Here is a 13,943-nt window from a genome sequence, read left to right on the forward strand (position 1 = left end):
CGTCGGTTTGGCGACACGCCGCATCGGGCGGCTAGGGTCGACTGCGTGACTGGGTCGGGTGGCGCCGCTACGGCGAAGCAAGCGGGGACACCGGGCGAGATTGCCGCGGGAGGTGCCCCGTCGGGTTCGTTGCGCGCCTGGCAGCGGCGCGCGTTGACGAAGTACCTGGCCACCAAGCCGCGTGACTTCCTCGCGGTCGCGACGCCCGGCGCCGGTAAGACCACCTTCGCGCTGCGTGTTGCCGCGGAGTTGCTGGCCGATCGTACGGTGGATCAGATCACCGTCGTCGCGCCGACCGAGCACCTCAAGCACCAGTGGTCCGCCGCGGCCGCGCGCACCGGGATCCAGCTGGACTCGCGGTTCTCCAACTCCACCGGCGCGACCTCCGGCGACTATCACGGCGTCGTGGTGACCTATGCCCAGGTCGCGGCCCACCCGACACGACACCGGGTGCGCACCGAGAACCGTCGCACGCTGGTGATCCTCGACGAGATCCACCACGCGGGCGACGCCAAGACCTGGGGCGAGGCGACCGAGGAGGCGTTCGGCGACGCGACGCGCCGACTGGCGCTGACCGGAACCCCGTTCCGCAGTGACGATTCGAAGATCCCGTTCGTCACCTATGAGCCCGACGAGGGTGGGTTCCCGCGTTCGCGCGCCGACCACTCCTACGGCTATGCCGACGCGCTCGCCGACGGCGTCGTGCGTCCGGTGGTGTTCCTGGCCTACTCCGGTGACGCGCACTGGCGCGACAGCGCGGGCGAGGAACACACCGCCCGTCTCGGCGAACCGCTCAGCGCCGAACACACCGCGCGGGCCTGGCGCACGGCCCTTGATCCGGCAGGTGACTGGATCTCGGCGGTGCTGCGCGCGGCGGATGTGCGCCTGCGTCAGCTGCGCGCGTCGGGCATGCCCGACGCGGGCGGTCTGGTGATCGCCACCGATCAGGAGCGGGCCCGCGACTACGCCGAACTGCTCGAGCACATCTGTGGCGAGCGGCCGTCGGTGGTGCTCTCGGACGACCCGCAGTCCTCGCAGCGCATCGGCGAGTTCGGGAAGGGCACCCAGCCGTGGATGGTCGCGGTGCGCATGGTGTCCGAGGGTGTCGACGTGCCACGCCTCGCCGTCGGCGTCTACGCCACCAGCGCCTCGACGCCGCTGTACTTCGCGCAGGCCATCGGCCGTTTCGTGCGTGCCCGCAAGCCGGGCGAGACCGCGAGCGTGTTCCTGCCGTCGGTGCCGGTGTTGCTCGACCTGGCCGCGCAGCTGGAGTTGCAGCGCGATCACGTGATCGGCAAGCCGCACCGCGAGAAGGACGGCCTCGACGACGAGCTCCTGATGGACGCGAACAAGGCCAAGGACGAGCCCGGAGAGGACGAGAAGTCCTTCGTCGCCCTCGCCGCGGACGCCGAGCTCGACCAGGTGATCTACGACGGTTCCTCCTTCGGCACCGCCACCATCGCGGGCAGCGACGAGGAAGCCGACTACCTCGGCATTCCCGGTCTGCTCGACGCCGACCAGATGCGTGCTCTCCTGCGCGACCGTCAGACCCGTCAGCTGGCCGACCGTAGTGCCGCGCAGGAGTCCGCCCCCCAGCCCGCGGCCGTCGCCGAACGTGTCGCCACCTCGGACAAACTGGGCGAGCTGCGCCGCGAACTCAACAGCCTCGTCGCGATGCACCACCACCGCACCGGCAAACCCCACGGCGTGATCCACGGCGAACTCCGTCGCGAATGTGGTGGTCCGCCTACGGCCTTGGCGAGTGTCGATCAATTGGGTGAACGTATCGCCGCCCTGCGTCGACTCTGAGAGACCGAACCTCGCCGACGCGCCGGCCCGCGGGCTTCGCCTAGCGTGTCGCGGCGTCGAGTGTGCGCAACGCGCTGTCGACGGCGGCGCTGAGTTCGCCGGGGCTGACGCCGTCTCTGGCCTGGATCGACAACCCGTACAGGACGGTGCTGTACAGCATGGCCAGCGAAGCCGTGTCGGTGTCGGCGGCGAGATCGCCGTCGGTGACGCCGCGATCGAGACGTGCGCGGATGTCGGCCGTGGTGTGGCGACGGGCTTCGACCAGGAATTCGCGCACCGCGGCGTTGCGGGTGGTGTAGGTCGCGCCGGCGAGGACCACCATGCAGCCGTTGGGTAGACCGGGGTCGGTGTAGTGGGTGATGTTGTCGCGCAGCATCGCCTCGATCGCGGCGTAGGCGGTGGGTTGCTCGCGCAGCGCCGTGGCCGTGTAGGAGCCCTCGGTGCGGCGGTAGAGCTCGACGGCGGCGCGGAACAGGGCCTCCTTGTCGCCGAAGGCGGCGTAGAGGCTGGGGGAGTTGATGCCCATGGCGGCGGTGAGGTCGCTCATCGAGGCGCCGTCGTAGCCGAGCTCCCAGAACACCTCCATCGCGCGACGCAGCGCGATCTCACGATCGAAGCCTCGGGGGCGCCCGCGCTCTGCCATGTGAAACCTTTCTGTGCCGATCGGTAAATATACCGTGCCCGCGGCGGCGGACGGCCGCGCCCACTTGTTTCTGTGTCGATCGGTAAGAAACTCTTGACGAGGGTGCTGTGGATACGCTTCTCTATTTGTATATCGACTACTACAAAATTGGAGCAAACCTGATGACGAGCAGCAACACCGTGGCCCTGGTGACCGGCGCGAGCCGCGGGATCGGCGCGGCCATCGCCCGCGCACTGGCCGCCGCCGGCACCGATGTGGCGTTCACCTATCAGCGCGACGAGGTCGCCGCGAAGGCGGTCGCCGCCGAGATCGAGGCGCTGGGCAGGCGGGCGCTGCCGATCAAGGCCGACAGCGGCGACGCCGCAGCGGTCGTCGCCGCCGTGGAACAGACCGCGCGCGAACTGGGCGGGCTCGACGTCCTCGTGAACAACGCGGGCATCTTCCCGGCCAAGCCCTACGAGGAGTTCACCCTCGACGAGATCGACCGCGCGCTGAACATCCACGCCCGCGCCGCCTTCGTCGCGGGCCAGGCCGCTCTCCCGTACCTCGGTGACGGCGGCCGGATCATCTCCATCGGCTCCAACCTGTCCGAACGCGCGCTCTTCGGTGGACTGTCGCTCTACAACCTCAGCAAGTCGGCCCTCAACGGCTTCACCAAAGCCCTTGCGCGCGAGCTCGGTCCGCGCGGCATCACGGTCAACCTCGTCCAGCCCGGACCGACCGACACCGACATGAACCCCGCGGACAGCGGGCACGCCCCTACGCAACGGGAGTTCAACGCGCTGGGCCGTTTCGGTGCCGCCGCCGACGTGGCCGACCTCGTCGCCTTCCTCGCGGGTCCGTCGGGCCGATCGATCACCGGCGCGATCCTCACCGTCGACGGCGGCACCAACGCCTGAGCGGCGGGCGCAGCCCGAACGGGCTCTGTGTATCTTCCGGATGCCGGCTTCGTCGAGCGGGATCGGCAGGACTCACGGATAACCCGTTGCGTTCGAGGAGGTCTCGTCGGCTGATCGCCTAGCGGACGATGTCGAAGAAGTCGGCCGGGTCGAGGGTGTGCAGGGGAGTCCAGCGTTGTTCCTGGGTGGGCGCGTCGGATTCGGCGGTCGCGTCGAAGTAGCCCTGCAATTCCAGTGCGAGGCGAGGATTCTCGTCGACCCCGCGCGCGATCGTGTACAGCGTCGCGAACACGTGCAGGCAGCGCGCGGTCCGCGCCGAGCAGGAACAATCGGCGCTCACCAGGGTCGGCGCGGGGGAGTGGCCCGCGTCGACCAATGCCCGGTGCATCTCGTCGGTGAGGACGGTCGGGTCGGTGATCGTCTGGCCGATCGCGGTCACCGCCGCCCGCGACAGCGGCGCCACCTCGACGTGCGCGATCGAGGCCTGACCGCCGCGATGCAGGTGCGCGCGCACCGTTCGCCCCTCGATCTCGACGCGCACGCCGTCGTTGCGCGCGATGCTGCGGGCGCGGGGCAGCAGTGGTTCCGGCCGGGTCTGGCGCAGCGGTTCGGCCAGGCGCACCCAATCCCGACCCCACTGGGTGTAACCGAATTCGTTGTCGGCCATCAGTTCTCTCGCTTCCGGCGCAGGATGTCGACGAGGGCGTCGTCGTCGAGGCGGGCCAGTTCGGCGATGCCCGCCGCATCGGACAGGTCCGTCAGCGCGGACTTGCGGGTGTGCATCGCGGCGATGTGCTCCTCCACCGTGGTGGCGCTGGTGAGGGTGGTGACGGTGACGGTGCGGGTCTGCCCGATCCGGTGCGCCCGGTCCGAGGCCTGCGCCTCCACCGCCGGATTCCACCAGCGATCGAAATGGATCACATCGGCCGCGCGGGTGAGGGTGAGGCCGGTGCCCGCCGCGCGCAGGCTCAGGATCAGTACCGGCGGCCCGTCCGGCGCCTGGAAGCGGGTGACGAGGTCGCCGCGCTGGGTCGCGTCCAGCCCACCGTGGAAGAACGGCGCGTCGACGCCGAACTGCTCGGCCAGGTGCCGCACCAGCAGGTCGCCGGTCTTGCGGTACTGGGTGAAGATCAGCGTGGGGTCACCGGTGTCGAGGTTGGTGGCCACGATGTCGGTGCACAGGTCGAGTTTGCCGGAACGGCCCGCGAGTTCGCCCAGGTCGCCGGAAACCAGTCCGGGGTGGTTGCACACTTGCTTGAGGTGGGTGAGCGCGGCCAGTACCCGTCCCTGTCGTTGCAGGCCGGAACCGAAGCCCTCATCGAGGGCGTCGGCGAGCACCGCGTCGTACACCCGTTCCTGCTCGGCGGTGAGATCGCACAGCAGATCGCTGTGGATCTTCGCGGGCAGCGACGCCGCCACCTGAAGCTTCTTGCGTCCGAGGACAACCGGCTCGACGGCGTCCCTGAGCCGTGCCGCGGCCGTGGCCGACCCCTCCTCGATCGGCCGCACGAACCGGCGCCGGAACTGCGTGCGATGCGCGAACAGTCGCGGCACGGTGAGGTTGAGCAGTGCGAACAGTTCGTCGAGGTGGTTCTCCACCGGCGTTCCGGTCAGCGCGACCTTCGCGTCGGCGGTCAGCGCGCGCGCCGCCCGCGACACCTGGGTGCGCGGATTCTTCAGCGCTTGCGCCTCGTCGAACACCACGGTGGCCCACTGCTCACCGGTCAGTGCCGCCCCGTGCAGCCGCAGGGTCGGATACCCGGTCACGAGAACCGTCCCCGCGCCGGCGGGCACCGCGCCACCGCGCCACGACACCGCCTTCAACCCCGGTGCGAACCGTTCGATCTCGTGCACCCAGTTGCCCACCAGCGAGGTCGGGCACACCACCAACTGCGGACCGTCGGAGCGGCCCTGCAGGAACCCGATGGTCTGCACCGTCTTCCCGAGCCCCATCTCGTCGGCCAGCACGGCCCCGCCGAACGCCGACACGGTCTCGCGCAACCACCCCACCCCGCGGACCTGATACGGCCGCAGCGTGGCATCGAGAACTCCCGCCAGCTCCCCGTCGAGGGCCCGCGTCTCGCGCAAGACCCGCGCCGCCCGCTCGGCGGACACGATGGCGGTGCCGACCGCGTCGGGGACGGCGTGCGCGGCGGCGGGCAAGGCGAAGGACCGCTCGTCGGTCATCGACGCGCGCCAGGCCAGCGCGGACGGGGCGAGGTCGCCGAGGGTGACGTCAGCCAGTTCGGCGGGGGTGACCACCGCGGTCGCCACCTCGACGGTTTCGATCGCCCCGCGCTCGCCGACCGGCAGCGCGAGGGTGAGTTGTTCCGGATCGCCGACCCCCGTCGGCGCGGGGCCGGTGTCGTGCCCGGTCCACGTCCACAGGGCGAACAGGTGACGGTCGGGAAGGTAGGTGGCCTGAATGGCGGGCAGAACGTTCTCCTCTGATCGGGCAGCACGAACAACCGAACAACGTACACTGTACTGAGTTTGTTCCCGAACGCTCGACACAATCTCCGGAGAGGATGGCTCGTGCCCGCTGACCAGGACGGGGAATCGACCGCTCAGGCCACCCGGATCCTCGAATTGCTGTGGCGGCACTCCTTGCCGTCGAAGCCGGGCGCGCGCGGCCCGAAACCCGGGCTCACCGTCGACGATGTGGTGGCGGCGGGTATCACCCTGGCCGACCGCGACGGCATCGACAAGCTGACGATCCGCGCGGTCGCCACGCAACTCGGTCTGCGCGCGATGAGTCTCTACACCTATGTCCCCAGCAAGGACGCCCTGATCGTGCTCATGGTCGACGCCGTGGCCGCCGCGGACTCCCCGATCCCGGCCGACCTGCCGGTCCGCGAACGCATGATCACCGTCGCCACCCGGATCAGGGCCGAGCTGATCGAGCACCCCTGGCTCCTCGCGGTGTCCCCGTGGCGCCAGGTGCTCGGCCCCGCCCGGATGCGCCGCTACGAACATCAGCTGGCCGCGATCGAGGGCATCGGCCTGAGCGATCTGGCCATGGACCGCGCGATCGCGGTCCTCACCGACTTCGCGACCGGCAATGCCCGCCTCGCCATCGCGGCCGCGGGCGCCGCCGCGCAGCTGAGCGACGCCCGATGGTGGGAGGTCAACGGCCCCTTGCTGGCCCAGGTGATGCCCGCCGGCGAATTCCCGCTCGCCGGGCGGGTCGGTACGGCCGTCGGCGAGCACTACCAGGCGCCCGCCGACCCGGAGGGCGCGTTCGACTACGGCGTGGCGACCCTCGTCGACGGCATTCTCGCCGACGCCCGATAGCCGGGATACCCGGATACAGCGACAGCGGGCGCCCTGTCCGGGTCGCCCGCTGTCGGGAGTTTTCTGTTGTCAGATGTGGTTGTTTCGGACGCGAGGAGTGGTCAGATCGCGGGAGCTTCGTCCGTGTTGAGCACGGCTTCGAGTTCGCGCAAGCGGTCCATGTGTTCATTCGCGTGGTGCTGGCAGAAGAGCAACTCGCCACCCGCGGGAAGCACGGCACGCACTCGGGCAGCCGCCCCGCAGCGATCGCAACGATCGAGTGCGGTCAGTGGGGTGCTGGTCAGTGTTCCTGGCATGACTCCTCCGTCCCGGCTCCCGGCGCTGCGTGGCCGTTCGCCTAGGTGTGGGCCTCGTGGTCACTCCACGCGGCTCGCATCCGCTACTTCCCAGCAGTGGTACGACTACTCTGTCAGACGTTCGGGGTTCAGGCTTTGTTCCCGGAAGTGAATCTTTGTGTTTTCGATAACAGACCTGCGGTTTCGCTGAAAGCGAACACCCGCCGGTCGTCGGTCTCGAGCACCCACCGATCACCCGCGAAGCGCTGATGCCACCTCCCACTCGAACCTGCCGCTCACCGATATGTCGCTCGCTGCGGTGTTGCTCGTTACGGACGAGCCGAGCACCGAAGCGGGCCGAACACGATCGAGTTGTGACAGGGTCTTGACCGTCCGAACCTGTTGTCTACCCGGAGATTACCCGTGACATCCGACACTCACACCCTTGTTCACCTGTGTTCTTCCCAAGAATGGGAGGAAGCTCGCCGCGTGGGCGAGCGCAGACCGCCTTCGCTGGCCGACGCGGGCTTCGTGCACCTGTCCACCCCGGAGCAGGTCCACCTGCCCGCCAATCGACTCTTTGCCGGGCGCGCCGACATGGTCGTGCTGTGGCTGGATCCGGCGGCGTTCACCGGTGCGGTGAAGTGGGAACCGGGCGTGCCGAGCGACCCGTCGTCGATGCTGTTCCCGCACCTCTACGCGGCGCTGCCGGTCGCCGCGGTGCTGGCCGCGCAGCCGTATCTGCCCGGATCCGACGGCGTGTTCAGCACACCGCGCCGGGAGGGAGTGGCGTAGACCACAATCGCGGCCGGGCGCGTCTACTGTTGACGGTGTGAACGTCGACGTCACAGCGCTACCGGGCATCGGAGTGCGCAAGGATTTCGAAGTCAGGTCGGGGCGCCGCGTCGGGGTGGTCGCCCACCGCGACGGTGACATCGATCTGATCGTGTCCAAACCCGACGACCCGGACGCCATCGCCGCCCAGGTGCCGCTGTCCACCGACGAGGCGTCGGTGCTGGCGAACCTGCTCGGCGCGCCGCAGCTGGTCGCCAAACTCAACGACGACCATCGCGATCTGCCGGGCATCACCACCCGCCAGCTCGCCATCGTCGACGAATCCCCCTACGCGGGCCGGACGCTCGGCGAGACCGGCATGCGCACCCGCACCAAGACCTCGATCGTTGCGGTGATGCGCGCCGGTCAGCTCCACCCGTCACCCGGCCCGGACTTCACCTTCACCGAGGGTGATCTGCTCGTGGTCGTCGGCACCCCGGACGGCCTGGAAGCGGCCGCGAAGATTCTCGTGCACGGCTGACCGCCGTGACCTCGCAGGCCTTGGCTCTGCTCGAGCTCGGCGTGATCTTGTTCGCGCTGGGGATCTGCGGGCGAGTGGCGGGCCGCTTCGGGATGTCCCCGATTCCGCTGTACCTGCTGGGCGGACTGGCGTTCGGCCGCGGCGGTTTCATCGAGCTCGACGCCGCCACCGAGTTCGGGCACATGGCGAGCGAGATCGGCGTCGTGCTGCTGCTTCTGCTGCTCGGGCTCGAGTACACCGCCCCCGAGCTGATGACCGGTCTGCGGCGCTCCTGGGCCGCCGGAGTGCTCGATCTGGTGGCCAACGCGCTGCCCGGGGTCGCGGTCGCGCTCATCATGGGCTGGGGTGTGCTCGGCGCCGTCGTGCTCGGCGGGGTCACCTACATCTCGTCGTCGGGGATCGTGGCCAAGGTGCTCGACGATCTGGGCCGTCTCGGTAACCGCGAGACGCCCGTGGTGCTGTCGATCCTGGTGCTCGAAGACCTCGCGATGGCGGTGTACCTGCCGATCCTGACCATGATGCTGGCCGGGTTGAGCCTGCTGAGCGGATTGATCTCCCTCGCGGTCGCGCTGGCGACCATCACGGTGGTGCTCGTGGTGGCGCTGCGGTTCGGGCGGGTGGTCTCGGCCGTACTCGACAGCGCCGATCGCGAGGTGTTCCTGCTCCAGCTGCTCGGCGCCGCGCTGCTCGTGGCCGGGGCGGCCTCGGCGCTCAATGTCTCGGCCGCGGTCGGCGCGTTCCTGCTCGGCATCGCCATCTCGGGGTCCACCGCGCACGAGGCCGCGAAACTGCTCGAGCCACTGCGTGATCTGTTCGCCGCGATCTTCTTCGTCGCGTTCGGTCTGTCGATCGACCCGACCGCGATCCCGCCGGTGTTCGCCTGGGCGGTCGCGCTGGCGGTGGTGACCACCGGCACCAAGATCGCGGTCGGTTGGTGGGCGGCGAGCAGGCAGGGAATCCGGCAGATGGGTCGGGCGAGGGCGGGCGCCGCGCTGGTGGCGCGCGGCGAATTCTCCATCGTCATCGCCGGATTGGCGGTCGCCTACGGCAAGGCCGACGCGAAGCTGGCCGCGCTCGCCTCCGCCTATGTGCTGCTGATGGCGATCCTCGGCCCGATCGCGGCCCGGGTCGTCGAGCCGGTGGCCGAGTTCGTCAGGCGCCGTTCGGGTGTCGCGACGACCTGATCAGTCGACGACCCGGCGTGGCCAGGCGCCCGCACCGTCGTAACTCAATTCCTCGGTGCGGTACTCGTGCTGGACCGGCGGCGCGTACTGCGCGGCCGGGCGCGCGGGCGCGGCCGGCCGCGGCTGGGGCCGGTGCCGCGAGGTGAGCCACATGCGTGGCAGTGCTTCCTCGTTCTCGATCTCGGTGAGGCTCACACTGATCAGCACGAGCATGGTGACGATGCTGCTCACCCCGATCAGCGGCGCCAGCAATTGCATCGCCTCGGCGCCGGTCGCGGGCGCGGTTTGATGTCCGGTGTGCGCGTGCATCGAGGCCATCCCGGTGTAGTGCATGCCGCACACGGCCACACCCATGATCAGTGCCGCACCCACGGTGGCGAGAAATCCCTTGACGCGCAACGTGAACCACAGCGCCACGACCGATGCCACCACCGCGATCACCATCGACAGGGCCACGATCGCCGGGTCGTATCGCACGGTCGCGCTGGATCTCATCGCGTACATGCCGGTGTAGTGCATGGTCCCGACACCGAGGCCGGTGATGACGCCACCAGTGAGCAGTGAGCGCAGGGTCGGCTGTGGCTTGTTGACCATGAACAGCCCGATTCCGACCACCACCATCGCGGTGATCGCGCTGAACAGCGTCAACGGGATGTCGTAGCGGATCTCGGTGCCGCGGATGGTGAAGCCGAGCATCGCGATGAAATGCATGACCCAGATCCCGGTCCCGCCGATCGCGATCGCGGCGCCGATGAGCCAGCCGACCCGTCCCTCGGTGGCATTGCGACCGCGGGCCGCGCACTGCAGTCCGAGCAGGCAGCCCGTGACGGACATGAAGTAGGCGAGTACGGGGGTGATCCAGCCGTAGCTGAAGTGGTAAATGTCGAGCACGCGCGAAAAACCCTCAATGCCGATACCGCAGACTTGAGGCGGTAGAACGAAAAGCTGGGTGTGACAATACGTCGAAGATCGCCAATCCGGGTCCTCCACAGTGCAATCCAGCAGTGTGGGTTTGATCACGAAAAGATTACTCACCGATTTACTGGATAAAACAGACCGCTAGGAATGTAGCGGAGGAAACAAAAAAGAGGCCCGCGCCACCGATTCGGTGGTGCGGGCCTCTTGTGTGGAACCTAGTCGAGGTAGTCGCGCAGAACCTGCGAACGGCTCGGGTGGCGCAGCTTGCTCATCGTCTTCGATTCGATCTGACGGATGCGCTCACGCGTGACGCCGTAGACCTGACCGATCTCGTCGAGGGTGCGCGGCTGACCGTCGGTGAGGCCGAAGCGCAACCGCACCACGCCCGCCTCGCGCTCGGACAACGTCTCCAGCACCGACTGCAGCTGATCCTGCAGCAGGGTGAAGCTCACCGCGTCGACCGCGACGACCGCCTCGGAGTCCTCGATGAAGTCACCGAGCTGGCTGTCGCCCTCGTCGCCGATGGTCTGGTCGAGCGAGATCGGCTCACGCGCGTACTGCTGGATCTCGAGGACCTTCTCCGGCGTGATGTCCATTTCCTTGGCGAGCTCCTCCGGCGTGGGCTCACGGCCCAGGTCCTGGAGCAGCTCGCGCTGGATGCGGCCGAGCTTGTTGATGACCTCGACCATGTGCACCGGGATACGGATGGTGCGGGCCTGGTCGGCCATGGCGCGGGTGATGGCCTGGCGGATCCACCACGTCGCGTACGTCGAGAACTTGTAACCCTTGGTGTAGTCGAACTTCTCGACCGCGCGGATCAGACCCAGGTTGCCTTCCTGGATGAGATCGAGGAACGCCATGCCGCGGCCGGTGTAGCGCTTGGCCAGCGAGACGACCAGTCGCAGGTTGGCCTCGAGCAGGTGGTTCTTGGCCCGGTTGCCGTCGCGCACGATCCAGTTGAAATCGCGGCGCGTGGTGACCGAGAGCTTCTCGCCCGCCTCGGCGAACTCGCGCATCTTCTCCGCGGCGAACAGGCCGGCCTCGATTCGCTTGGCGAGTTCGACCTCCTCCTCCGCGTTGAGCAGCGCGACCTTGCCGATCTGCTTGAGGTAGGCGCGCACCGAGTCGGCGGAGGCGGTGAGTTCGGCGTCCTTGCGTGCTTGACGCAGCGCTTCGGACTCCTCCTCGTCCCAGACGAAATCGCCGGAAGCCTTGTCCTTCTCGGACGGCTCCGCGGTATCGGCGACCTCGGCGGCTTCCTCGGTGACGTCTTCGACGACGACTTCCTCGCCGACGAGTTCGTCTTCGGCGACTTCGAGATCACCGAGATCGTCGACCTCGACCGACTCGTCGTCGAGCTGCTCCTCACCGCCCTCGCCCGAGGTCGCCTTCTTCGCGGCGGTTTTCTTGGCCGGAGCCTTCTTGGCGGCAGCCTTCTTCGCCGGCGCCTTCTTGGCTACGGCCTTCTTCGCCGGCGCCTTTTTGGCAGCGGCCTTTTTGGCCGGCGCCTTCTTGGCCGGGGTTACGGCGTCGTCGGCATCGGCGTCGGAGGCCGAGTCGGCGGTCTGACGGGTATTCGTGGCTACCACGTACGCCCTTTCGTGACGGTCTCGTGCGGCGTCACGCCAGAGTGGTTTTCCGGCGGAGCGGTCGGTCGGGTTGCACCGGCGATGCGTCGGCCGGGGAAGTCGGCGCTCGTTCACCGACCTTCTCGCGACCGGCCGCGGCCGGAAGGTTTCACCGGCTCACCGCCGGACGTGTTCCATTGTAACGATCCAACCAGGGTACTCATGGCACGATGCCACCCAGGCGTTGCGTCGCAGGCCGCGCCGGGCTACGGCGCGAGGCCCGCATCGATGGCCATCGCCGCGCCGACGATACCCGCGGTGTTCTTCAATACGGCCGGAATCACGGGAGTTCGGTTGGTGAGCAACGGAATCCACTGTTCGTGATCACGGCTGATGCCGCCGCCCGCCACGATCACCTTCGGCCAGAACAGATCCTCGATGTGACCCAACACGCGACTCACCCGCTGCGCCCACTCCGGGTAGGTCAGGTCCTCGTTGTCCTTGACCGAGGCCGCGGCCAGATCCTCGGCGTCGACGCCCTCGATCTTGAGATGGCCGAGCTCGGAGTTGGGCACCAGCACGCCGTCGTAGAGCAGTGCGGAGCCGATGCCGGTGCCGAAGGTGAGCAGCAGCGTCAGCCCGTGGAGGTCGCGCGCGGTGCCGTAGCGGTCCTCGGCCAGTCCCGCCGCGTCGGCGTCGTTGAGCACGGTGACCTCGCGCCCGCCCAGCGCCTTCGCGAACAACGCGCGGGCGTCGGTGCCGATCCAGGCCTGGTCGATGTTGGCCGCGGTTCTGGCGTGGCCGTCGAGCACCACGCACGGCATGGTGATGCCCACCGGTCCCTCCCACCCCGCCTGCGCGACGAGTTCGGCGACCGCCCCTGCGACGGCGTCGGGCGTCGACGGCCGCGGTGTCGGGATCTTGATGCGCTCATGGGTGAGCAGGCCGGTGGCCAGATCGACCTCGGCGCCCTTCACCCCGCTGCCGCCGATATCGATACCGAATGCGTGCCCCCGAGTGGACATGGTTCAACCCCTTGCTGACGTGGTCGAGGTGCCTGGCAGACACCAGGGAGAAGAGTAGCGGTAGTCACCCCTCGCGCGACGAGCCACGACATGTGATGCGATGGGTGGGTGCCCGAATACACCGAGCCCGAGACCGTAACCGCCCCCACCACATCCGCCGATTACGAGCAGTTGCGGCGCCTGGCCGTCGAGCTCGCCGAGACGGCCGCCGCGCACGTGCGTGCCCGCAGGCCCGAGGTATTCGCCGACGACGGACCCGTGGCAGGCGCCGTGGCCACCAAGGGGCACGTCACCGATCCGGTCACCATCGTCGACACCGAATCCGAACAGCTGATCCGCAAGCTGCTCGCCGAGCGCAGGCCCGGCGACGCGATTCTGGGGGAGGAAGGCGGCGGAGATGTCGGCGCGACCGCGGCGGGTGCTGTCACCTGGGTCGTCGACCCGATCGACGGCACCGTGAACTTCCTCTACGGACTCCCCGGCTACGCCGTCTCGGTGGGCGCGGTGGTCGACGGCAAGCCCGTGGCGGGCGCCGTGGTGGACGTCGCCGCCGCCACCACCTACAGCGCCGCACTGGGCGCTGGATCGCACGCTGTGCGACCGGACGGCACCCGGGTGACACTGCGCTGCAGTAGCGAGGATTCGCTCTCGGTGGCCCTGGTAGCCACCGGCTTCGCCTATGGCAGCGCGCGCCGGGCCCGCCAGGCGCAGCTGCTCACCGAGATCCTGCCGCGGATCCGCGACATCCGCCGCCTCGGCGCCGCCGCCATGGACCTGTGCCATGTCGCCTCGGGCAGGCTCGAGGCGTACTACGAGCACGGCCTCAACGCCTGGGACTGGGCGGCGGGTGCCCTCATCGCCGCCGAAGCGGGTGCGGTCGTGCACGTCCCCCCGGTCACCGTCGGCGGGGCCGCGGGCGAACTGACCGTCGTCGCGGCCCCCGGCATCGCCGGGGACCTCACCGACCTGCTCGACCGGGTCGGCGCGCCGACGGCGCTACCGGACTAGAGCGC

At 68.9% G+C, this 13,943-nt stretch carries 14 protein-coding genes; 7 read left to right on the forward strand and 7 right to left on the reverse strand.

The genetic code is table 11. The features are described 5' to 3' along the window. Window positions 1-99 precede the first annotated feature (99 nt). Window positions 100-1,809, forward strand: coding sequence for a DEAD/DEAH box helicase (locus ACFQ9R_RS03395; RefSeq protein ID WP_378628281.1), 1,710 nt, complete (start codon window positions 100-102; stop codon window positions 1,807-1,809). Between the two features lie 40 nt (window positions 1,810-1,849). On the opposite strand, the gene ACFQ9R_RS03400 is transcribed toward ACFQ9R_RS03395, so the two are convergent. Continuing rightward, window positions 1,850-2,452: a TetR/AcrR family transcriptional regulator gene (locus ACFQ9R_RS03400; RefSeq protein ID WP_378988620.1), complete on the reverse strand. Its 603-nt coding sequence runs from the start codon at window positions 2,450-2,452 to the stop codon at window positions 1,850-1,852. A 161-nt stretch (window positions 2,453-2,613) separates the two neighbouring features. Here ACFQ9R_RS03400 and ACFQ9R_RS03405 point away from each other — a divergent pair, with 161 nt between their 5' ends. Continuing rightward, window positions 2,614-3,351, forward strand: coding sequence for an SDR family NAD(P)-dependent oxidoreductase (locus ACFQ9R_RS03405; protein WP_378988622.1), 738 nt, complete (start codon window positions 2,614-2,616; stop codon window positions 3,349-3,351). Window positions 3,352-3,469: 118 nt separating this feature from the next. On the opposite strand, the gene ACFQ9R_RS03410 is transcribed toward ACFQ9R_RS03405, so the two are convergent. Both ACFQ9R_RS03410 and ACFQ9R_RS03415 read right to left on the reverse strand, forming a co-directional pair. Continuing rightward, the gene (locus tag ACFQ9R_RS03410) at window positions 3,470-4,018 is read right to left on the reverse strand and encodes a hypothetical protein (protein WP_378988624.1); all 549 of its coding nucleotides are present in this window, start codon (window positions 4,016-4,018) and stop codon (window positions 3,470-3,472) included. Further along, window positions 4,018-5,748 carry a DEAD/DEAH box helicase gene (locus ACFQ9R_RS03415; protein WP_378989122.1) on the reverse strand — a complete coding sequence of 577 codons (1,731 nt, stop codon included), beginning with the start codon at window positions 5,746-5,748 and terminating at the stop codon, window positions 4,018-4,020. Before ACFQ9R_RS03415 ends, ACFQ9R_RS03410 begins: the two co-directional genes overlap by 1 nt. Before the next feature lie 138 nt (window positions 5,749-5,886). Here ACFQ9R_RS03415 and ACFQ9R_RS03420 point away from each other — a divergent pair, with 138 nt between their 5' ends. Continuing rightward, entirely contained in the window at window positions 5,887-6,645 is a 759-nt protein-coding gene (locus ACFQ9R_RS03420) for a TetR/AcrR family transcriptional regulator (RefSeq protein WP_378988626.1), read from the forward strand. 101 nt (window positions 6,646-6,746) lie between these two features. Here the strand turns inward: ACFQ9R_RS03420 and ACFQ9R_RS03425 are convergent, their stop codons facing one another. Then, window positions 6,747-6,941 (reverse strand): hypothetical protein, encoded by a 195-nt coding sequence (locus tag ACFQ9R_RS03425; RefSeq protein WP_378988628.1) that lies wholly within the window; start codon window positions 6,939-6,941, stop codon window positions 6,747-6,749. A gap of 402 nt (window positions 6,942-7,343) precedes the next feature. On the opposite strand from ACFQ9R_RS03425, the gene ACFQ9R_RS03430 reads away from it, so the two are divergent. From ACFQ9R_RS03430 to ACFQ9R_RS03440, 3 genes are read left to right on the forward strand one after another with little or no spacing between them, the layout of a single operon-like run. Beyond that, a complete protein-coding gene (locus ACFQ9R_RS03430; RefSeq protein WP_378988630.1) occupies window positions 7,344-7,715 on the forward strand; it encodes a DUF952 domain-containing protein in 372 nt (123 codons plus the stop codon). A 37-nt stretch (window positions 7,716-7,752) separates the two neighbouring features. Next, entirely contained in the window at window positions 7,753-8,235 is a 483-nt protein-coding gene (locus ACFQ9R_RS03435; protein ID WP_101466659.1) for a cation:proton antiporter regulatory subunit, read from the forward strand. 5 nt (window positions 8,236-8,240) lie between these two features. Beyond that, window positions 8,241-9,419: a cation:proton antiporter gene (locus ACFQ9R_RS03440; RefSeq protein WP_378988632.1), complete on the forward strand. Its 1,179-nt coding sequence runs from the start codon at window positions 8,241-8,243 to the stop codon at window positions 9,417-9,419. Here ACFQ9R_RS03440 and ACFQ9R_RS03445 read toward each other — a convergent pair whose 3' ends face one another. The 3 genes from ACFQ9R_RS03445 to ppgK form a co-directional block, all read right to left on the reverse strand. Further along, on the reverse strand, window positions 9,420-10,310 hold the full coding sequence (locus ACFQ9R_RS03445) for an MHYT domain-containing protein (RefSeq protein WP_378988634.1): 891 nt from the start codon (window positions 10,308-10,310) through the stop codon (window positions 9,420-9,422). Between the two features lie 242 nt (window positions 10,311-10,552). Beyond that, window positions 10,553-11,926, reverse strand: coding sequence for an RNA polymerase sigma factor (locus ACFQ9R_RS03450; RefSeq protein WP_378626684.1), 1,374 nt, complete (start codon window positions 11,924-11,926; stop codon window positions 10,553-10,555). A 245-nt stretch (window positions 11,927-12,171) separates the two neighbouring features. Further along, the gene (gene ppgK, locus ACFQ9R_RS03455; RefSeq protein ID WP_378988636.1) at window positions 12,172-12,930 is read right to left on the reverse strand and encodes a polyphosphate--glucose phosphotransferase; all 759 of its coding nucleotides are present in this window, start codon (window positions 12,928-12,930) and stop codon (window positions 12,172-12,174) included. Window positions 12,931-13,038: 108 nt separating this feature from the next. On the opposite strand from ppgK, the gene ACFQ9R_RS03460 reads away from it, so the two are divergent. After that, complete coding sequence (locus ACFQ9R_RS03460) at window positions 13,039-13,938, forward strand: inositol monophosphatase family protein (RefSeq protein ID WP_378988638.1); 900 nt, start codon at window positions 13,039-13,041, stop codon at window positions 13,936-13,938. Window positions 13,939-13,943: the final 5 nt, after the last annotated feature.

This window comes from Nocardia sp. NPDC056541 (assembly GCF_042794235.1).
Taxonomy (GTDB): Bacteria; Actinomycetota; Actinomycetes; order Mycobacteriales; family Mycobacteriaceae; genus Nocardia.